This window comes from Amycolatopsis acidiphila (assembly GCF_021391495.1).
Classification (GTDB): Bacteria; Actinomycetota; Actinomycetes; order Mycobacteriales; family Pseudonocardiaceae; genus Amycolatopsis_E; species Amycolatopsis_E acidiphila.
This window is the reverse complement of the sequence record NZ_CP090063.1, coordinates 595,003-613,081: the sequence shown is the minus strand read 5'-3', so window position 1 is coordinate 613,081 and position 18,079 is coordinate 595,003. Positions and strand designations below refer to the sequence as shown.

The 18,079-nt window shown below is 68.4% G+C and carries 19 protein-coding genes, 1 tRNA gene and 1 pseudogene; 3 read left to right on the top strand and 18 right to left on the bottom strand.

Features of this window, described 5'->3' with window-relative positions; genetic code table 11:
- Position 1: 1 nt before the first annotated feature.
- The 12 genes from LWP59_RS03020 to rplJ all read right to left on the bottom strand — a co-directional run bounded on the left by LWP59_RS03020 (position 2) and on the right by rplJ (position 11,697).
- Positions 2 to 589, bottom strand: a complete 588-nt coding sequence (locus LWP59_RS03020) for a hypothetical protein (RefSeq protein WP_229858308.1) — start codon at positions 587 to 589, stop codon at positions 2 to 4.
- 36 nt (positions 590 to 625) lie between these two features.
- The gene (locus LWP59_RS03015; protein ID WP_144645997.1) at positions 626 to 1,885 is read right to left on the bottom strand and encodes an MlaD family protein; all 1,260 of its coding nucleotides are present in this window, start codon (positions 1,883 to 1,885) and stop codon (positions 626 to 628) included.
- Positions 1,885 to 3,099 (bottom strand): MCE family protein, encoded by a 1,215-nt coding sequence (locus LWP59_RS03010; RefSeq protein ID WP_144645999.1) that lies wholly within the window; start codon positions 3,097 to 3,099, stop codon positions 1,885 to 1,887. The genes LWP59_RS03015 and LWP59_RS03010 overlap by 1 nt, the downstream gene beginning before the upstream one ends.
- Positions 3,096 to 4,277 carry an MCE family protein gene (locus LWP59_RS03005; protein ID WP_144646001.1) on the bottom strand — a complete coding sequence of 394 codons (1,182 nt, stop codon included), beginning with the start codon at positions 4,275 to 4,277 and terminating at the stop codon, positions 3,096 to 3,098. Before LWP59_RS03005 ends, LWP59_RS03010 begins: the two co-directional genes overlap by 4 nt.
- Positions 4,274 to 5,260, bottom strand: a complete 987-nt coding sequence (locus LWP59_RS03000; protein ID WP_144646003.1) for an MCE family protein — start codon at positions 5,258 to 5,260, stop codon at positions 4,274 to 4,276. Before LWP59_RS03000 ends, LWP59_RS03005 begins: the two co-directional genes overlap by 4 nt.
- Complete coding sequence (locus LWP59_RS02995; protein ID WP_144646005.1) at positions 5,257 to 6,282, bottom strand: MCE family protein; 1,026 nt, start codon at positions 6,280 to 6,282, stop codon at positions 5,257 to 5,259. The genes LWP59_RS03000 and LWP59_RS02995 overlap by 4 nt, the downstream gene beginning before the upstream one ends.
- A complete protein-coding gene (locus tag LWP59_RS02990) occupies positions 6,279 to 7,613 on the bottom strand; it encodes an MCE family protein (protein WP_144646007.1) in 1,335 nt (444 codons plus the stop codon). Before LWP59_RS02990 ends, LWP59_RS02995 begins: the two co-directional genes overlap by 4 nt.
- Complete coding sequence (locus tag LWP59_RS02985) at positions 7,610 to 8,449, bottom strand: MlaE family ABC transporter permease (protein ID WP_144646009.1); 840 nt, start codon at positions 8,447 to 8,449, stop codon at positions 7,610 to 7,612. The genes LWP59_RS02990 and LWP59_RS02985 overlap by 4 nt, the downstream gene beginning before the upstream one ends.
- 2 nt (positions 8,450 to 8,451) lie before the next feature.
- Complete coding sequence (locus tag LWP59_RS02980) at positions 8,452 to 9,246, bottom strand: MlaE family ABC transporter permease (protein WP_186383647.1); 795 nt, start codon at positions 9,244 to 9,246, stop codon at positions 8,452 to 8,454.
- On the bottom strand, positions 9,243 to 10,406 hold the full coding sequence (locus tag LWP59_RS02975) for an ABC transporter ATP-binding protein (protein WP_233921970.1): 1,164 nt from the start codon (positions 10,404 to 10,406) through the stop codon (positions 9,243 to 9,245). The genes LWP59_RS02980 and LWP59_RS02975 overlap by 4 nt, the downstream gene beginning before the upstream one ends.
- A gap of 320 nt (positions 10,407 to 10,726) precedes the next feature.
- Positions 10,727 to 11,113: a 50S ribosomal protein L7/L12 gene (rplL, locus tag LWP59_RS02970; RefSeq protein ID WP_144643605.1), complete on the bottom strand. Its 387-nt coding sequence runs from the start codon at positions 11,111 to 11,113 to the stop codon at positions 10,727 to 10,729.
- 41 nt (positions 11,114 to 11,154) lie between these two features.
- Complete coding sequence (rplJ, locus tag LWP59_RS02965) at positions 11,155 to 11,697, bottom strand: 50S ribosomal protein L10 (RefSeq protein WP_144643606.1); 543 nt, start codon at positions 11,695 to 11,697, stop codon at positions 11,155 to 11,157.
- Positions 11,698 to 11,973: 276 nt separating this feature from the next.
- Here rplJ and LWP59_RS02960 point away from each other — a divergent pair, with 276 nt between their 5' ends.
- Positions 11,974 to 12,798: a hypothetical protein gene (locus LWP59_RS02960; protein ID WP_144643607.1), complete on the top strand. Its 825-nt coding sequence runs from the start codon at positions 11,974 to 11,976 to the stop codon at positions 12,796 to 12,798.
- A 55-nt stretch (positions 12,799 to 12,853) separates the two neighbouring features.
- On the opposite strand, the gene rplA is transcribed toward LWP59_RS02960, so the two are convergent.
- From rplA to LWP59_RS02935, 6 genes and pseudogenes are all read right to left on the bottom strand, one after another.
- Positions 12,854 to 13,573: a 50S ribosomal protein L1 gene (rplA, locus tag LWP59_RS02955; RefSeq protein ID WP_144643608.1), complete on the bottom strand. Its 720-nt coding sequence runs from the start codon at positions 13,571 to 13,573 to the stop codon at positions 12,854 to 12,856.
- A gap of 66 nt (positions 13,574 to 13,639) precedes the next feature.
- A complete protein-coding gene (locus LWP59_RS40865) occupies positions 13,640 to 13,696 on the bottom strand; it encodes a hypothetical protein (RefSeq protein ID WP_373300075.1) in 57 nt (18 codons plus the stop codon).
- Positions 13,697 to 13,717: 21 nt separating this feature from the next.
- Positions 13,718 to 14,227, bottom strand: a pseudogene (gene rplK / locus LWP59_RS02950) (50S ribosomal protein L11).
- Positions 14,228 to 14,305: 78 nt separating this feature from the next.
- Positions 14,306 to 15,175 (bottom strand): transcription termination/antitermination protein NusG, encoded by an 870-nt coding sequence (gene nusG / locus LWP59_RS02945; RefSeq protein ID WP_144643610.1) that lies wholly within the window; start codon positions 15,173 to 15,175, stop codon positions 14,306 to 14,308.
- Positions 15,176 to 15,236: 61 nt separating this feature from the next.
- On the bottom strand, positions 15,237 to 15,665 hold the full coding sequence (gene secE, locus LWP59_RS02940) for a preprotein translocase subunit SecE (RefSeq protein ID WP_186383517.1): 429 nt from the start codon (positions 15,663 to 15,665) through the stop codon (positions 15,237 to 15,239).
- A gap of 35 nt (positions 15,666 to 15,700) precedes the next feature.
- Positions 15,701 to 15,773, bottom strand: a tRNA-Trp gene (locus LWP59_RS02935).
- Between the two features lie 179 nt (positions 15,774 to 15,952).
- On the opposite strand from LWP59_RS02935, the gene LWP59_RS02930 reads away from it, so the two are divergent.
- Both LWP59_RS02930 and LWP59_RS02925 read left to right on the top strand, forming a co-directional pair.
- Positions 15,953 to 17,176 (top strand): pyridoxal phosphate-dependent aminotransferase, encoded by a 1,224-nt coding sequence (locus LWP59_RS02930; protein WP_144643612.1) that lies wholly within the window; start codon positions 15,953 to 15,955, stop codon positions 17,174 to 17,176.
- A gap of 2 nt (positions 17,177 to 17,178) precedes the next feature.
- Entirely contained in the window at positions 17,179 to 18,072 is an 894-nt protein-coding gene (locus LWP59_RS02925) for an SGNH/GDSL hydrolase family protein (RefSeq protein ID WP_144643613.1), read from the top strand.
- The last annotated feature ends 7 nt before the right edge of the window (positions 18,073 to 18,079 follow it).

Here is an 18,079-nt window from a genome sequence, read left to right as displayed (position 1 = left end):
CTTACTGACCGCTGCTCACGAGCGGCACCGAACTGATCCCGGACACCTTCCAGTCCTGCCCGACCCTGGTCATCTGGACCTCGAGGCGCAGCGGCTTGGCGACCGGCTGCTGCCCGTTCTGGGTCACGAGCGTGCTGATGGCCGCCAGGAAGCTGGCCTTGCCCGCGTGGTCGTCGAGCTCCTCGACGCCGATGTCCTGCACGGTCGTGGTGACCTTGGTCTTGGCCTGGGCCAGCGACTGCCGGTAGTTGTCCTCCGACTGCTTCATCAGCGTCTGCATGTCGCTGGTGGAGACGTTGATGACGTTCTGGAAGAACGCGTCCGGGTTGGTGTAGTCCAGCTCCGTGTACGCCTTGACCGCGGTCGTGCCCTGCTTGACGATGTCGTCCCGGGACTGGGCGAGGGTCAGGTTGTCGTTACCCGAGGCCGTCCACCACTGGATGCCGAACACGGCCGCCACGATCAGCGCCGCGGCAGCCAGCGCGCCCGTGCCGAGCACGAGGTAGCGGCCCGTCGAGCCGTCGTCCGTCCGGACGGCCACCGGCTCGGGAGTCTCCTCGGCGGAAATCTCCTGGTACTCGGAACTCATAACTCTCCAGAGTAGATAGACGCTGTGTCGTCCCGGTCAGCCGGGCAGCGCGAGCAGCGACGAGAGGCTGTTGATGCTCACCGCGGGGGAGCCGGCGACGCCGGGCATGCCGGCCAGCTCGGCCAGCTGCTGCTGCGGCCGGTCGGCGTTCTGGGCCAGCTGCTGCTGGTCCGGCGCCACCGGCACGCCGTTGTACGGCGCGTTCTGCGCGCCGCGGACGTCGATCGGACTGCCCGTCGGCTCGGCACAGTAGGCGTTGAAGTCCGGCGTACGGGGAGTGGTGTCGGAACCCGTCCGGTACTGCGACGGGTCCTGGTAGCCCTTCGTACACGGTGGCGGGTCGAACAGGTTGAGCACCAGGCCCAGGTGCGCGGTGCCGTCGCCGGGCACGACGCTGCGGGCGCCGACGGCGAGGGCCGGGTAGCTCACCAGTACCTGCTCGATGCCGTCCTGCCGGGTCAGCAGCAGGTTCGACGTGGTGAGCAGGTTCGCGAACAGCTCGGCGAGCCCCGGGCCCGTGTCGCTGATCAGCTGGTTGAGCGACTGCGCGGCACCCGGCGCGGTCTCGATCAGCTTGCGCAGGTCGCCGTCGGAGCTCTTCAACGTCGCCGACAGCTGGTCCAGGTTCTTGCTGAACTCGGCCATGTTCGACGCCTCGGCGTTCTGCGTGTCGAGCACTTTGCCGCCCGCGTTGAGCAGCTGCACCGTCTGCGGCAGGTTGTCCTGCGCGGATTTGGTGAAGTCGCGCAGCGTGTCCAGGAGCACCTGCAGGTCGTTCCCGGTGCCGTTGAAGGCGTTGTACGACTCGTCGACCACGGTGCGCAGCGCGTCGGTGGGCACCGACTGCGCCAGCCCGTCGAGGTCGCTGACGACCTGCTCGGTGGGGATCGGCGTCTTGGTCTTGTCGGCCGGGATCACCGAGCCCGCCTTCAGGAACGGGCCTGCCTCGTTCGCCGGGCGCAGGTCGACGAACTGCTCCCCGACGGCCGACCGGTCGGCGACGACCGCCTGCAGGTCGGTGGGCACGTTCGGGGTGTCCGGGTCGATGTTCAGGTCGGCTTCGAGCCCGGTAGCGGTCAGCCGCAGCGGCCCGACCCGGCCGATGTTGTAGCCGCGGTAGGTGACCTCGGCGCCGGTGAAGATGCCACCGGACTGGTTCAGCTCGAGCTTGACCGTGTAGCCGTTCTGCCCGAACACCTGGCCGAGCCCGGCGAACCGGATCAGGGCGTAGACGATCGCGACGACGGAGATCACCAGGAAGGCGATGAGCTGGAGCCTCGTCCTGCGTACCAGCATCAGGAACCTCCCCCCGAGAGCAGCCCGAACAGGCCGGGCAGGCCCGACTGCGACTGCTGTGTGCCGTTCGTGCCACCGGACGTGCCGGGCACGGCACCGCCGGGCGAACCGGTGTTCAGCGGCAGCGGTGGCGTGGTGTTGCCTGGGTTCGACGGCTGGCCGCCGGTCAGGTTCAGGTTGTCGGGCAGGATCCCGGACAACGGGTTGTCGCGGCTGCGCCCGAGGTTCTGCAGGACGTCCTGCAGGTTCAGGTCGACCTTCGCGTACAGGTTGAAGTAGTCACCCTTCGCGCCCTTGAGCGCCGCGTCCGTGAACGGGTACGTCAGCAGCAGCTCCAGCGACTTCGGCAGATCGGAGCCGGCCTCGCCGAGCTTCTGCAGCGTCGGCAGGAGCGCCTGCAGGTCGGCCACGATGTCGGCCTGGCTCTTGTGGATCGTGTCGACGGTGACACCCGACAGGTTCTGCAACGCCTGCAGCATCGTCACCAGCTGCGTGCGCTGCTGTTCCAGTACGGCGAGGCCAGGGCCGAGGTTGTCGATGGCGCCGGCGAGCTGGTCCTTCTGCGTGACCAGCGTCGAGGACAGCCGGTTGAGCCCGTCGAGGGCGCGGGTGATGTCACCCGACTGCTTGTCCAGCGTGCTCACCAGCTGGTTCGCGTTGTCCAGCAGGTTCCGGATGTCGGGCTCACGGCCCGAGGTCGCGGAGTTGAGCTCCTTGGTGATCGTGTTGAGCTGCTCGACCCCGCCGCCGTTGAGCAGCATCGACAGCGCGCCGAGCACCTCTTCGACGTCGACGCTGCGGTTGGTGCGCTCCAGCGGGATCTCGGCGTTGTTCGCCAGCGTGCCCTGGGCCAGGTCCTGGCCCGGCGAGGCCAGCTCGACGTACTTCTCGCCGAGCAGGCTCGACTGGCGGATGTTGGCCAGCGCGTTGGCGGGCAGCTTCACGTCGCCGTTGACCTCCATGGTCACCTCGGCGTGCCAGCCGTCCGGGGTGAGGCCGATGGACTCGACGCGGCCGACCGCGACCTCGTTGACCTTCACGCCCGACTTCGGCACGAGGTCGAGCACGTCGCGGAACTGCGCCTTCACGGTGTACGGGTGGTCGCCGAGGTCGGCGCCGCCCGGCAGCGGGACGCTGTAGATCCCACCGAACCCGCAGCTGGTCAGTGTCAGCGCGGTCGCGGCGCCGACGGCGATGAGGGCGAGTCGTTTCACTGCGAAGTCCCCGTCCCGAACAGGTCGACAAACGGCAACGGCAGCGGCGGGAGCTGGCCGTGCTGGAACGCGTACACCGTCTGCGCCAGCGAAGGCAGCTTCGCGGTGCCGTCCAGGATCCCGGCGACCGAATCGCACAGGTGGCCGACCTGTTTCAGCGCGTCCGGCGTCTCCTTCAGCAGCCCGCAGATCATCACCAGCGGCGGCTGCGTCAGCTCGTTGATGTTCGACCGTGCGTCCAGGGTGCCCGAGGAGCCGTTGTAGGCGTTGACCACGTTGCCGAGGCCGACCGGCGCCACGTCGAGGATCTCCGCGAGCGCACTGCGCTGGTCCACCAGCACCTTCGTCACGCTCGCCAGGTTGTCGACGTTGGACCGCAGCTTGTCGTGGTGCTTGTCGATGAAGTCCTGCACCAGCCCGAGCGTGGTGCCGAGCTGTTGCACCGTCGCGGCGAGGTTGTCCTTCTCCCCCGCCAGGTACCCGCTCACGTCCGCCAGCTGCGACTCGAACCGGCGCACCTGGCTGTCGGAGTTCGCGAGCGTCTGCGAGAAGTCGGCCAGGTTCTGGATGGTGGCGAACAGGTCGTTCTTGTTGCCCGACAAGGTGGTCGACAGCTGGCTGAGCTTGGTGATCGTGTCGTGCAGCGACTGGCCGTTGCCGTCGACGTTCTTCGCCAGTGTGGTCAGCAGGTCCGACAGCGAGCCGTTCGCGTTGACCCCGTTGGGCCCGAGCGACTGGCTGATCTTGTCCAGGCTCGCGTACAGGTCGTCGACCTCGATCGGCACCGCGGTGCGGTCGAGCGGGATCGACGCGCCGTCGTCGATGATCTTGCCGCCGGTGTAGGCCGGGGCGAGCTGCACGTACCGGTCGCTGACCAGCGACGGGGCGACGATGGCGGCCTGCGCGTCGGCCGGGAGCGCGATGGAGCGGTCGTACTCCATCTCGACCCGGACCTGGTTGCCCATCGGCTGGACGCCGGTCACGATGCCCATGTCCACGCCGAGCACGCGCACGCTGTTGCCGACGTAGAGCCCGATCGCGCTCGGGAAGTATGCGGTGAGGTGCTTCTTGTTGGCGTCCTTGAGGGTCCACCACAGCACCCCGGCGACGACGAGCCCCAGCACGCAGGCGATGGCCACGCCCCGTGCGAGCGACTGTCCGAAGCGGGTGTCCGTCATTTCTGGTTACACCCCTCCTGGTTCAGCAGGCTGGTCGACGGGAGGATCAGGCCGCAGATGTAGTTGTCGAACCAGTGCCCGTTGCCGACGGTGTTGGTGAACACCCGGATGTAGGGCGCGAACCGCGCGATGCCCTGCGCCAGGGAGTCCTGGTTGCGCTGCAGCATCGAGGTCAGCTGGTCCAGCGAGTCCAGCACCGGGGTCAGCTGCGCGTCGTTGTCGTTCACCAGGCCCTGCAGCTGCCTGGACAGCTCCTGCGAACCGCTCAGCAGGGTCGAGATCGCCTGCTCCCGCTGGGAGATCTCGTCGAGCACCTGGTTGCCGTCGCTGAGGATCTTGGTCAGCTCCGTGTCGCGGTCGGCGAGGGTCTGGCTGATCTGACGGGTGTTCGCCAGCAGCTGCGACAGCTGGGTGTCCCGCTTCGCGATCGTGTCCGACAGCTGCTGCAGACCCGACAGCGCGCCCTTGACCTCCGTCGGCGTGCCGGACAGCGTCTGGGACAGCGTGTCGAAGCTCTGCGCGAGCTGCTGGGTGTTGATCTGGTCCACTGTGGACGACAGGTCGCGGAACGCGTCGAGCACGTCGTAGGGCGCGAGCGTGCGTTCCTTCGGGATCGCCGTGCCCGGGTCCAGCGTCTTGTCCCCCACCGGGTCCAGCGCCAGGTACTTCTGGCCGAGCAGGGTCTTGATCTTGATCGCGGCGCTGGTCTTGTCGCCCAGCCACGCGTCCTTGACCTTGAACGACACCTTCACCTGCGGGCCGTCGAGCGCGACGTCGGTGACCTTGCCGACCTTCACCCCGGCGACGCGGACCTCGTCGTCGGCCTTGAGCCCGGCCGCCTCGGTGAAGTCCGCGGTGTAGGTGGTGCCGGCGCCGATGATCGGCAGGTCGTCGGCGTTGAGCGCCACGATGAGGCCCAGCACCATCAGCACCAGGCCGACGACGGCGATGGGCACGGGATTGCGCTGCTGGAAGCTTTTCACGCGTGGCACCGCCCGTTCGCGGACGTGGAGAGCGGAACGTTGATCGCACCGACCACCGGCACCGACACGTCACCCTCGGTGGAGCACAGGAAGAAGTTGAACCAGGAGCCGTAGTCGGCGGTGCTGGTCAGCGTCGTCACCTTCTGCGGCAGGTACTGGATGAAGTGCTCGACCAGCGCCTGGTTGTCGTTGAGGTTGTTGCTCAGCACCCCGAGCGCCGCGATGTCGTTCTTCAGCGGGTCCCGGGCCTTGTCGAGCAGGCCGGCGGTGGTGTTCGCCAGCCCGCCCAGCGCGTCGATCGCGTCGCCGATCGGCTTGCGGTCCTGCGCGAGGCCGGACACCAGCTGCTGCAGGTTGACGATCAGGCTGTTGAGCTGCGGGGTGTGCGCGTTGACCGTGTCGAGCACGCCGTTGAGGTTGTCGATCACCTGGCCGATGACCTGGTCCTTCTGCGCGATCGTGGTGGTCAGGGTTGCGGTGTGCGCGAGCAGGCTGTCGATGGTGCCGCCCTCGCCCTGCAGCACCTGGATGATCTCGTAGGACAGCTTGTTGACGTCGTCCGGGTTCAGCGCCGCGAACAGCGGCTTGAAGCCGTTGAACAGCTCGTCGAGGTCCAGCGCCGGGGTCGTGTGGTCCAGCGGGATCGTCGCGCCGGGCTTGAGCGGCCCGGTGTCGCCGCCGGTGCCCTGGGTGAGCGAGAGGTAGCGCTGGCCCACCAGGTTCCGGTACCTGATCGTCGCGTTCACGTCGGCGGGCAGCGTCCGGTCCGAGTCCACCTCGAAGTCGATCTGCGCCTGCCGGCGGTCGACGACCTTGACGTCGGTGACCTGCCCGATCTTGACGCCCGCGATGCGCACGTCGTCGCCGGGCAGCACCAGCGTCGCATCGGTGAAGCGGGCGCTGTACCCCTTGGTGGAGCCGGTGTTGATGTTGGCGATGCTGATGCCGAGCACCGCCGTGAACACGACGGTGACCACGATGAAGACGACCAGCTTGATCAGCGGCGAGAGCAGGCCCCTCATTTGATGGTCACCTCCGCTCCCCGGTACAGCGGCCCGATCAGCAGCCCGCTCCAGCCGGGCATCTGCTGCGCGCTCAGCCCGACCTGCGGGCCGACGAGCTGGTCCAGGAAGTCCTGCTCGGCCGGGGTGTTCGCGGGGTTGCCCGCGGTGGTGCCGCCGCCGTTGTAGCCACCCGCGTTCGCCGCGGTGTTGGCAGGGACGAGGCCGTCACTGGCGACCCGCGAGCCCGGCGTCGGCTGGCTGCCGTCCTTGATCGGGCCGTCCGGCGGGTACTGCGGGAACGGCTGCGGGAAGTCCTTCATGTCGTAGCAGCGCGGCCCGCGCTTGTCCTCGAACCGCGGCTCGTCCCGGCCGGGCTCGTACGGCCCGCGGTTGACGACGATCTCGATCGTCGCGTGCAGGCCGGGCTGGCTCGTGCCCTTGCCCATGGCCTGGTCGATCAGCGGCACGAGGTCGGCCATCCCGCCGAACAGGCACGGGTACTCCGGCGAGTACTTGGCCAGCAGCTCCGCGGTCGGCCGGGAGCTCCGCGCCAGGCTGATCAGGTTGCTGGAGTTCGTGCGCACGAAGGACTCCAGGGTCTGCGACGCGGTCGTCACGTCGGCGTAGAGGGACTGCAGGTTCTGTTGTTCGTCCACAATGGTCTTGCTCGTGGTCGACAGGTTGTCCAGGGTCTGCACCAGGTCCGGCGCGGTGTTGCTGAGGTTGTTCGAGAACTTCGCCAGCGCCTGCAGGTTGTGCTGCAGCTCCGGCAGGTGCGGGTTCAGCCCGTCGAGGTAGTTCCCCAGGTCCGACAGTGTCTGGCCGAGCTCGTCGCCGCGGCCCTGCAGTGCGGTGGAGATCGCGGTCAGCGTCGCCGAGAGCTTCTGCGGCTGCACGGCCTGCAACACCGGCAGCAGGTCGTCGAGCGCCTTGGACAGCTGCACCGCGCCCTGCGTCCGGTCCTCGGGGATCACGTCGCCGTTGCGCAGGGTCCGGGTCGAGGCGTCCTGTGGGATCTCGAGCGAGACGTACCGCTCGCCGAACAACGTCTTCGGCAGGAAGCGCGCGGAGACGTTGGCCGGGATCATCTTCGCCGACGCCGGGTCCAGCGCGAGACTCAGCTCGGCGCCGTCCTGGGTCGCGGAGATCGACTTCACCGAGCCGACGATCAGCCCGCGCACCTTCACGTCGGACTGCTCGAGCAGCTGGTTGCCGATGTCGCTCGCCTCCAGCTTCACGTTCACGTACGAGGTGAAGGCGTTGTTGTACAGCGCGATGCTCAGCGTGACCCCGCCGACCAGCACGGCGATCAGGAGCAGGCCGAGGAGCCTGCGGCGCAGCGTCCTCATCCCGCGATCCTCACCGTCGTCGAGGTGCCCCAGATGGCGAAGCCGATGAAGAAGTTGATGATCGCGACGGTCACGATGCTCAGCCGGACCGCGCGGCCCACCGCCACGCCCACGCCGGCCGGACCGCCGGAGGCCCGGTAGCCGAAGTAGCAGTGGGTCAGGATGATCACGACGCTGAAGATCAGCACCTTGACGAACGAGTAGAAGACGTCCTGTGGTGGCAGGAAGAGATCGAAGTAGTGGTCGTAGGTGCCCGCCGACTGGCCGTAGATGTAGATGACCACGAGTCTCGAGGCGAGATAGGACGACAGCAGCCCGATGATGTAGAGCGGGATGACCGCGACGAAACCGGCGATGATCCGGGTGGTGACCAGGTACGGCAGGCTCGGCACCGCCATCACCTCGAGCGCGTCGATCTCCTCGGAGATCCGCATCGCGCCCAGCTGCGCGGTGAAGCCCGCGCCGACCGTCGCCGAGAGCGCCAGCCCCGCGACCAGCGGCGCGATCTCGCGGGTGTTGAAGAACGCGGTCAGGAAGCCGGTGAACGCCGAGGTGCCGATCGAGTTCAGCGCCGAGTAGCCCTGCAGGCCCACCAGCACGCCGGTGAACAGGGTCAGCCCGATCATCACGCCGACCGTGCCGCCGATCACCGCCAGCGAGCCGGAGCCGAAGCTCACCTCGGCCAGCAGCCGCAGGACTTCCTTGGTGTAGCGGCGGATCGTCCGCGGGGTCCACGCCAGCGCCCTGGCGTAGAACGACATCTGGTCGCCGAAGTTGTCCAGAACCTCGAGGGGCCGATTCGCGATGCGTTTCGCGTTCTGGCCGAACGTCGCCATGCTCAGCTCAACTTTCCGGGCACGATCTGCAGGTAGACCAGGGTGATCACGAAGTTCACGACGAACAGCAGCAGGAACGTGATGACCACGGACTGGTTGACCGCGTCGCCAACGCCCTTCGGGCCGCCGGACGGGTGCAGCCCGCGGTAGGCCGCGACCACGGCGGCGATGAACCCGAAGATCAGCGCTTTCAGCTCACCGACCCACAGGTCGGGCAGCTGCGCCAGCGCCGAGAAGCTCGCCAGGTACGCACCCGGGGTCCCGCCCTGCAGGACCACGTTGAAGAAGTAACCGCCGAGCACGCCGATCACGCTGACCATGCCGTTGAGCAGGAGCGCGACCAGCATCGACGCGAGCACGCGCGGCACGATCAGCCGCTGCACCGCGGAGACGCCGAGCACCTCCATCGCGTCGATCTCCTCGCGGATGGTGCGGGCACCGATGTCGGCGCAGATGGCGCTGCCGCCCGCCCCCGCGACCAGCAGCGCGGTCACCAGCGGGCTGGCCTGCTGCACGGTGGCCAGCACGCTGCCGGCACCGGTGTAGGACTGTGCGCCGAGCTGGCGGGCGAGCGAACCGAACTGCAGCGAGATGACCGCACCGAAGGGGATCGCCACCAGCGCGGTCGGCAGGATCGTGACGCTCGCGATGAACCAGGACTGCTGGATGAACTCCCGCAGCTGGAACGGCCGCTGGAAGAACCCGCGGATGATGTCCAGCCCGAGAGCGAACAGTTTCCCGGTCTCCCGCAGCATCCCGGCGCCCGGGATCTTCGCCGGAGAGGCCGAGGACGTCATGCCCCACCCGATCCCGGGTTGTGCAGCCGGTGGGAGCCCTCGGCCCTCGACGCGCCGGGGATCCGCGCCACCTCGTCGCTGGGCAGCTCACCGCGGTGGCGCTGCGGCACCGGGGTCGTCTGGACGGTCTGCTCCGCCGGGTGCTGCGCGCTTCGCGGGCGGACACCGTAGTGCTGCTGCTCCTCCGGCGACAGGGACTCGATGATCCCCTCCTGCGCGGCCGCCGGCAGCTTGTGCATGATCTGCATCACGCGGTCCTTGCGGCGGATGGCGCCCTGGCGAATCGGCAGACCCGGCGCGGGCTGCATCTGCGGCGGGATGCCGACGACCTCCTCGACGCCACCGGCGTGGTGCCCCGCCTCGAACATCGCCCGCTCGGCGGCGATCGTCGCCGAGTCCTTCTCCTCGCTCATCCCGATCGGCCCGTCCATCCGGCCGTTGAGGAACTGCTTGACCACCGGCTCCTCGCTGGTCAGCAGCACCTCGCGCGGCCCGAACATGACCAGCTCCTTGCGGAAGAGCATGCCCAGGTTGTCCGGCACCGTGCGGGCCAGGTTGATGTTGTGCGTGACGATCAGGAACGTCGCGTCGATCTGCGCGTTCACGTCCAGGAACAACTGGGAGATGTAGGTCGTGCGCACCGGGTCCAGACCCGAGTCCGGCTCGTCGACCAGGATGATCTCCGGGTCCAGCACCAGCGCCCGCGCCAGGCCGGCCCGCTTGCGCATACCACCGGAGATCTCACCGGGCAGCTTCTTCTCCGCCCCCGCCAGACCGGTCATCTCCAACTTCTCGAAGACGATCCGGCGGATCTCCGACTCGGACTTCTTCGTGTGCTCGCGCAGCGGGAACGCGACGTTGTCGTACAGGTTCATCGAACCGAACAACGCGCCGTCCTGGAACAGCACCCCGAACAACTTCCGCGTCTCGTACAGCTTGTGCTCGCTGCAGCGGACGATGTCCACCCCGTTGATCACGCAGGTGCCACGGTCGGGCTTGAGCAGCCCGATCATCGACTTGAGGAACACGGACTTACCGGTTCCCGACGGACCGAGCATCACCGAAACCTCACCAGGAGGCAGGGTCAGCGTCACGTCCCGCCAGATGGTCTGCCTTCCGAACGACTTCGTCAGCCCTTCGATGACCACCTCGGCACCCATCGCACCTCCCGGAGCTCCCTACGGTGACGGCTCACACACCCTAAACAGGTTGCGCACAGTGAGCGCATCCGCGTCACGTGCTCCAACGAGCAGGGCTGCGTGGAGGTTACTCACGAGTTTCGCAATCCACAAACCAGGTGAAGAAAAAAGACGGGGACCCTTCACAGAGTGTCCGCCCGATTCCTCCGGTTCAGCCCTCGATGAGCCGCCGATCCGGGCGCGCCTGTCCCGATTCTCCTGCGCCACTCACACAACCGCCGACATGAAAAAGGACGGGCACCCGTGCGGGGTGCCCGTCCGATTTTCCGGAGTACGGAGAACTACTTGATGCTGATCTTGGCGCCGGCAGCCTCGAGCTTCTCCTTGGCGGCCTCGGCGGCGTCCTTGTCGACCTTCTCCAGCAGGGCCTTCGGCGCGCTCTCGACGAGGTCCTTGGCCTCCTTCAGGCCCAGGCCCGAGACGACCTCGCGGACGACCTTGATGACCTGGATCTTCTTGTCGCCGGCACTCTCGAGGACGACGTCGAACTCGTCCTTCTCCTCCTCGGCCGGGGCGGCGGCAGCACCGGGGGCGGCGGCCGCGACGGCGACCGGGGCGGCGGCGGTGACGTCGAAGGTCTCCTCGAACTTCTTCACGAAGTCCGAGAGCTCGAGCAGGGTGAGCTCCTTGAAAGCGTCGAGCAGTTCGTCAGTGCTCAGCTTCGCCATGATGGCGTCCTTTCCTAGCGAATTTGGGGGTTGGTGAACGATCAGCTCTCGGCCGGTGCTTCGCCGGACTCGTCCTTGCGCTTGTCCTCCAGCGCAGCGGCGAGGCGAGCGACCTGGGCAGCCGGCGCCTGGAACAGCGCGGCGGCCTGGGACAGCTTCGCCTTGAACGCGCCTGCCGCCTTGGCGAGCAGGACCTCACGGCTGTCGAGATCGGCCAGCTGGTTGATCTCGGTGACGGTGAGGGCGCGGCCATCCATGTAGCCGCCCTTGATGACAAGCGCGTTGTTGTCCTTCGCGAAGTCACGAAGCGCCTTGGCGGCGTCGACCGGTTCACCCTCGACGAAGGCGATGGCGGTCGGACCGATGAAAAGCTCTTCGAGACCCTCGATACCGGCGTCCTCAGCGGCACGCTTCACGAGGGTGTTCTTCGCGACCCGGTACTTGGCACTGGTGCCGAGAGCGCGGCGCAGCTGACTCAGCTGGGACACGGAGAGGCCGTTGTACTGGGTGACGACGGTAGCCGAGCTGTTGCGGAACCGGTCCGCGATCTCGGTAACGGCAGACACCTTGTCGGGCTTCGCCATTCCTCGCCTCCTCTCTTGGCTGGTGACCGCCAGCCGGTGAAGGCGTCCGAAACGACGAAACGCCCCGGCGCAGCAGGCGCGGGGCGTCAGACGATGCTCTTACAGCATCGGGGAAGTGCCTCGTTCCTCCTGCGCGGGCCGCCCGGCTGTTGCGGGGCCTTCGTTCCTCACGCCGTGGGGCGCTCGGAAGACCAGCGGTCTTCGGTAGAACCGTCAGCCAGGATACACAACCGCTCCCGGTGGTCAGCGACGGGAGGGGCCGGGCATCATGGGCGGGTGCCCGAGCAGCGACCTGGTGACGAGTCCGAGGACCGAGGCGAGCTGGAACGCGCGCGGCCCGCGGAGCCGGAGCGGCCGCCGCCGATGGATCCCGAGCAGCTGCGCCAGTTCCAGCAGTTCCAGCAGTTCCAGGACTACCTGCGGTTCACCGAGGCGCAGCGCCAGGACGGCCAGGTGGTCCCCACACAGCCGGGCGGGCCACCGGTGCCGCCTCCACCGCCCGGCGGGGCCGTGCAGGTGGCCCCGCCGCCGCGCCGGCCGCCCAGGCCGAAGATGCCGAGGTTCGTCAAGCGGATCCTCGCCTCGGTCCTGTCGGCGCTGATCTTCCTCGCCGTGCTGGGTGTCGCGGGCAAGCTCCTCTACGACCACTTCTTCCCGCCCCAGAACGACGACAAGCCCGCATCGGAGACCGGTGGCGGGACCTACCATGCCAACAAGATCCTCTCCACAGAGCCGTACGAGGCCGTGCGGAAGGTGTACCAGCAGATCGCCCAGGGCCGGCCGGACCTGGCCTGCGGCTACTTCGACATCCCGGTACAGCAGACGTTCGCCACCGACCTCGGCTACGCCGACTGTCAGCAGGCCGTGCTGGACCTGAAGACGAAGGTCACGAACGTCAACGACTACGCCGAGTCGATCCCCAGCTCGGTGTCGGAGCAGTACGGCGACAGCGTCACCGTCGACTCGTGCCGGTTCACCGTCAGCGGCGGCCCCGCGCTCGGGGTCTTCACCGTGACGAAGGTCGACAAGGGCCAGTGGCTCATCACCGGGCACGCGCCCGGGCCGCGCACCTGCGCTCCCCCGGCCACCCCTACCTCCTGACGAGGAAAGCCGGCCCCCGCGAACGGGAGCCGGCTTTCTTCGTGCCGTGCGTGGGTCAGACGTTCGCGTCCTCGGCGAGCAGGTTGCGGGTGCGCGCCGGGTCGACGGGGATGCCCGGGCCCATGGTGGTGGAGAAGGTGATCTTCTTCAGGTACCGGCCCTTCGCGGCGGACGGCTTGGCCCGCAGGATCTCGTCCAGGGCCGCGGCGTAGTTCTCGACGAGCTTCTCGGGGTCGAACGAAGCCTTGCCGATCACCAGGTGCAGGTTGGCCTGCTTGTCGACCCGGAAGTTGATCTTGCCGCCCTTGATGTCGGCGACGGCCTTCGCGACCGCGGGGGTCACGGTGCCGGTCTTCGGGTTCGGCATCAGGCCACGCGGGCCGAGGATGCGGGCGATGCGCCCGACCTTCGCCATCTGGTCCGGCGTCGCGATCGCGGCGTCGAAGTCGAGCCAGCCACCCTGGATGCGCTCGATCAGGTCGTCGCTGCCGACCGCGTCCGCACCGGCGGCCTCGGCCTCGGCGGCCTTGTCACCGACGGCGAACACGATCACGCGGGCGGTCTTGCCCGTACCGTGCGGCAGGTTCACGGTGCCGCGGACCATCTGGTCGGCCTTGCGGGGGTCGACCCCGAGACGCACGGCCACCTCGACCGTGGCGTCCATCTTGACCTTGGAAGTCTCCTTGGCGAGCTTCGCCGCCTCGAGCGGTGCGTACAGCCGCTCGTGGTCGATCAGCTCGGCGGCCTCACGATAGGCCTTGCTGCGCTTAGCCATGCTCTGTCCTTTGGATCAGTGTGGTGACGGGCCAGCGCTTGGCCCTCCCACGGGTGTTCTGGTTGCTTATTCGACCGTGATGCCCATCGACCGGGCGGTGCCGGCGATGATCTTGATTGACACTGCGCGGCCTGGTCGATGTCGTTATTCGACCGTGATGCCCATCGACCGGGCGGTGCCGGCGATCGTCTTGATTGACACTGCGCGGCCTGGTCGATGTCGTTATTCGACCGTGATGCCCATCGACCGGGCGGTGCCGGCGATGATCTTGGCTGCCTGGTCGATGTCGTGTGCGTTCAGGTCGCTCTTCTTGGTCTCGGCGATCTCGCGCACCTGGTCCCAGGTCACCTTGGCGACCTTGGTCTTGTGCGGCTCGCCGGAGCCCTTCTCGACACCGGCGGCCTTCAGCAGCAGCCTCGCGGCCGGCGGGGTCTTGAGCTTGAAGTCGAACGACCGGTCTTCATACACGGAGATCTCGACCGGCACCACGTTGCCGCGCTGCGACTCGGTGGCGGCGTTGTAGGCCTTGCAGAACTCCATGATGTTGACGCCGTGCTGACCCAGCGCGGGGCCGACCGGCGGAGCCGGGTTCGCGGCACCCGCCTGAATCTGCAGCTTGATGATCGCTGCAAGCTTCTTCTTCTTGGGTGGCATTTCTTTTCCTATTCACCTACCGATTCCCTCGCGCGCCTGCCTGCACGCAAGGGCCGACGATCCAGTGTAGGGGGACCGTCAGATCTTGGAGACCTGGGTGAACGACAGCTCGACCGGGGTCTCCCGGCCGAAGATCGACACCAGGACCTTCAGCTTCTGCCCGTCGGCGTTGACCTCGCTGATCGTCGCGGGCAGGGTCGCGAACGGGCCGTCCATGACGGTGACCGACTCGCCGACCTCGAAGTCCACCTCGACCGGGGTACCGCCCAGGCTCGCCTCGGCCGACGCCGCGTCGCCCTTGGCCTTCGCCGCGACGGGCTTCTCGACCTTCGGCGCCAGGAACTTCAGCACCTCGTCGATGGTCAGCGGCGAGGGCTTGGACGTGGCGCCGACGAACCCGGTGACACCGGGGGTGTTGCGCACCGCGCTCCACGAGGCGTCGTTGAGCTCCATCCGGACCAGGATGTAGCCGGGCAGCACCTTGCGCTGCACCTGCTTGCGCTGGCCGTTCTTGATCTCGGTGACCTCCTCGGTGGGCACCTCGATCTGGAAGATGAAGTCCTCGACGTCCAGGGTCTGGGTCCGGGTCTCGAGGTTGTTCTTGACCTTGTTCTCGTAGCCGGCGTACGAGTGCACGACGTACCACTCGCCGGGCAGGGCTTGCAGCTCCGCGCGGAGCTTGGCCACCGGGTCCTCGTCGTCGGCCCCGGGCTCCGTCTCGGCGACGGGGTCGGCCTCGGCCACGGCGTCGGCCACGGGCTCGGTCTCGGCGACGGGGTCGGCCTCGGCCACGGCGTCGGCCACGGGCTCGGTCTCGGCGACGGCGGCGTCCTCCGCGGCGGGCTCGAGGTCGGCCTGCGCCTCGGCGGTGTCCTCGCCTGCCTCGTTCGCGGGCTCCACCGGCTCGTCAAACTCGTCGCCGGCTGTCACACCGTTCTCGGAGGTCACGTTCCGTCCTCTCAGTTGATCGCTTGTCGTGCTGGTGCCGGCCCGTCGCGTCTGGCGCGCCTCAGCCGAACAGCCAGAACACGCCCTTGCGGAACACGAAGTCCAGCAAGTAGACCAACGCGACCATGAAAGCCACGAAGACCAGCACCACGGAGGTGTAGGTGACCATCTGGTTGCGCGTCGGCCAGATGACCTTGCGCAGCTCGGCCCACACCTCGCGGGCGAACCGCACCAGCCTCGCCACCAGCGAGGGCTTCTTCTCCTTGCGGTCCCGTTTCGGGGTCGCCCGGCCCTTCTTGACCTCGGCCTTCGTCGCGCCGTCGGTCGAGGACGCGGCCTTCGCGGGGCGCGCCTTGTCGGCGTCCTTGGCCGCGGCCTTGCCCGCCGGGCGTGCGGAGGCGCGCCGCTCACGCCGAGCCGCGGCGGTGACCGGGCGAGGAGTCGGCTTGGACTCCTGTTCCTGCTCGCCGCCGGCGTCGCTGTCGCTCACGACTTCTCCTCCGCGTTGGACCACCTATGTCGACGCAGGGGTGACAGGACTTGAACCTGCAACCTGCGGTTTTGGAGACCGCTGCTCTGCCATTTGAGCTACACCCCTTCGAGCTGAACCACCGCTCGCTGGACGTCCTTCACCAACCCCGCATCCCGTACGGGGCCAGGCGCCGGACGTTCCAAGTTCGGCAGTCTACGGCAAGCTTGGAACAGGCCCGCAACCGAGCCCTCCGACGACCTCCCCTGCGTGTTTGATCACAACCCGCGCGTGCCACCATGGAGGCCATGACCTCTCCCGCAACCGCCACCCGCCCGCGCATCTCGGCCCGCATCGCCGGCATCACGCCGTCGGCGACCCTCGCGGTGGATGCGAAGGTCAAGGCGCTCAAGGCCGAGGGCCGCCCGGTGATCGGCTTCGGCGCGGGACAGCCCGACTTCCCCACGCCGGACTACGTCGTCGAGGCCGCCGCCGCCGCCGTGCGCGACCGGGCCAACCACGGCTACACCGCCGCCGCCGGCCTCCCCGAGTTCCGCGAGGCGCTGGCGGCGAAGACGCTGCGCGACTCCGGTTTGTCGGCCGAGCCGTCCCAGATCCTCGTGACCAACGGTGGCAAGCAGGCCGTTTATTCCGCGTTCGCCACGCTGCTCGACCCGGGCGACGAGGTGCTGCTGCTCGCCCCGTACTGGACCACCTACCCCGAGTCGATCAAGCTCGCCGGCGGCATCCCGGTGCAGGTCACCGCGGACGAGTCCACCGACTACCTGGTCTCGGTCGAGCAGCTCGAGGCCGCGCGCACCGAGCGCACGAAGGTGCTGCTGTTCAACTCGCCGTCGAACCCGACCGGGTCGGTCTACCCGCGCGAGCTGATCGAGGAGATCGGCAAGTGGGCCTACGAGCACGGCATCTGGGTCGTCACCGACGAGATCTACGAGCACCTGGTCTACGACGACGCGAAGAACTACTCGCTGCCGGTCGTGGTGCCCGAGATGGCCGACCGGACCCTGGTGCTCAACGGCGTCGCGAAGACCTACTCGATGACCGGCTGGCGCGTCGGCTGGATCATCGGGCCGCAGGACGTGATCAAGGCCGCGTCGAGCTACCAGACGCACCTGTGCGGCAACGTGGCGAACGTGGCACAGCGCGCCGCGCTGGCCGCCGTCGCCGGGCCGCTGGACATCGTGCACGAGATGCGTGCCGCGTTCGACGTGCGCCGCAAGAAGATCGTGTCGATGCTCTCGGAGATCCCCGGCTTCGAGTGCCCGACGCCGAAGGGCGCGTTCTACGCGTACCCGTCGGTGAAGGGCGTGCTGGGCAAGGAGATCCGCGGCGAGCGGCCGAAGGACACGCTCGAGCTGGCGGATCTGATCCTGCGCGCGGCCGAGGTCGCGGTCGTGCCGGGTGAGGCGTTCGGCACCCCCGGCTACTTCCGGTTCTCCTACGCGCTGGCCGAGTCGGACCTGGTCGAGGGCGTGCAGCGGGTCGGCAACCTGCTGGCCGAGGCGAAGTAGTCCTGGGCAGGAAGCTCGCGGTCGGCCTGGTCCTGCTGGTGCTCGTCGCCGGCGGGATCGGGTTCGGCTACTACCGGTCGCAACAGGGCTCGTCGACGACTGCACCGGCGCCTTCCGCCCCGGTGGAGTCGGGCCGGTACGTCGCGCTCGGCGACTCCTACACCTCGGCGCCCGGCACGGGTAACCCGGCGGGCGGCCCGCCCGGCTGCGCCCGCTCCGACAACAACTACCCGCACCTGGTCGCCGCCCGGCTGCACGCCGCGTCGTTCGCCGACGTGAGCTGCAGCGGCGCGACCACGGCGGATCTGACCCGGGCGCAGCGGACGGACAACGGGGTCAACCCGCCGCAGCTCGACGCGGTCACCCCGGACACGACACTGGTGACCGTGGGCATCGGCGGCAACGACCTGGGGTTCATCGGGTTGCTGCAGCAGTGCGGCACCCAGGACCCGAACGCGGCGCCGTGCCGGAACCGGTTCACCACGGGCGGTCGCGACCGGCTGGCGGAGCGGATCGACGCGACGGCGCCGAAGATCGCCGAGGTGCTCGCGGCCGTTCACCAGAAGGCGCCCAAGGCGCAGGTCCTGCTGGTCGGCTACCCGACTGTGCTGCCCGACGGCGACGGTTGCTGGCCGTTCCTGCCGCTGGTGCCCGCGGACGTCGCGTACGTGCGCGAGATCGCGACCCGGTTCAACGCGATGTTGGCGGCGCAGGCGAAGGCGCACCAGGCGGGGTACGTCGACACCGCCGCGCCCAGCAAGGGGCACGACCTGTGCCAGAAGGCGGCGACGAAGTGGGTCGAGGACCTCGTGCCGTCCTCCCCCGCCGCCGCACTGCACCCGAACGCGCGGGGCGAGCAGGGCATGGCCGAGGCGGTGCTGCGGGTGGTGGAGTGAGCGCGGG

Excerpts from the sequence above, each read along its gene's own strand:
- LWP59_RS03015 (WP_144645997.1), bottom strand. The coding sequence starts at position 1,885 with ATGCTGGTACGCAGGACGAGGCTCCAGCTCATCGCCTTCCTGGTGATC.
- rplL (WP_144643605.1), bottom strand. The coding sequence starts at position 11,113 with ATGGCGAAGCTGAGCACTGACGAACTGCTCGACGCTTTCAAGGAGCTC.
- LWP59_RS02975 (WP_233921970.1), bottom strand. The coding sequence starts at position 10,406 with ATGGGTGCCGAGGTGGTCATCGAAGGGCTGACGAAGTCGTTCGGAAGG.
- LWP59_RS03020 (WP_229858308.1), bottom strand. The coding sequence starts at position 589 with ATGAGTTCCGAGTACCAGGAGATTTCCGCCGAGGAGACTCCCGAGCCG.
- LWP59_RS02930 (WP_144643612.1), top strand. The coding sequence starts at position 15,953 with ATGACCTCTCCCGCAACCGCCACCCGCCCGCGCATCTCGGCCCGCATC.
- rplA (WP_144643608.1), bottom strand. The coding sequence starts at position 13,573 with ATGGCTAAGCGCAGCAAGGCCTATCGTGAGGCCGCCGAGCTGATCGAC.
- LWP59_RS03005 (WP_144646001.1), bottom strand. The coding sequence starts at position 4,277 with ATGACGGACACCCGCTTCGGACAGTCGCTCGCACGGGGCGTGGCCATC.
- LWP59_RS02990 (WP_144646007.1), bottom strand. The coding sequence starts at position 7,613 with ATGAGGACGCTGCGCCGCAGGCTCCTCGGCCTGCTCCTGATCGCCGTG.
- LWP59_RS02995 (WP_144646005.1), bottom strand. The coding sequence starts at position 6,282 with ATGAGGGGCCTGCTCTCGCCGCTGATCAAGCTGGTCGTCTTCATCGTG.
- LWP59_RS02985 (WP_144646009.1), bottom strand. The coding sequence starts at position 8,449 with ATGGCGACGTTCGGCCAGAACGCGAAACGCATCGCGAATCGGCCCCTC.
- rplJ (WP_144643606.1), bottom strand. The coding sequence starts at position 11,697 with ATGGCGAAGCCCGACAAGGTGTCTGCCGTTACCGAGATCGCGGACCGG.
- LWP59_RS02980 (WP_186383647.1), bottom strand. The coding sequence starts at position 9,246 with ATGACGTCCTCGGCCTCTCCGGCGAAGATCCCGGGCGCCGGGATGCTG.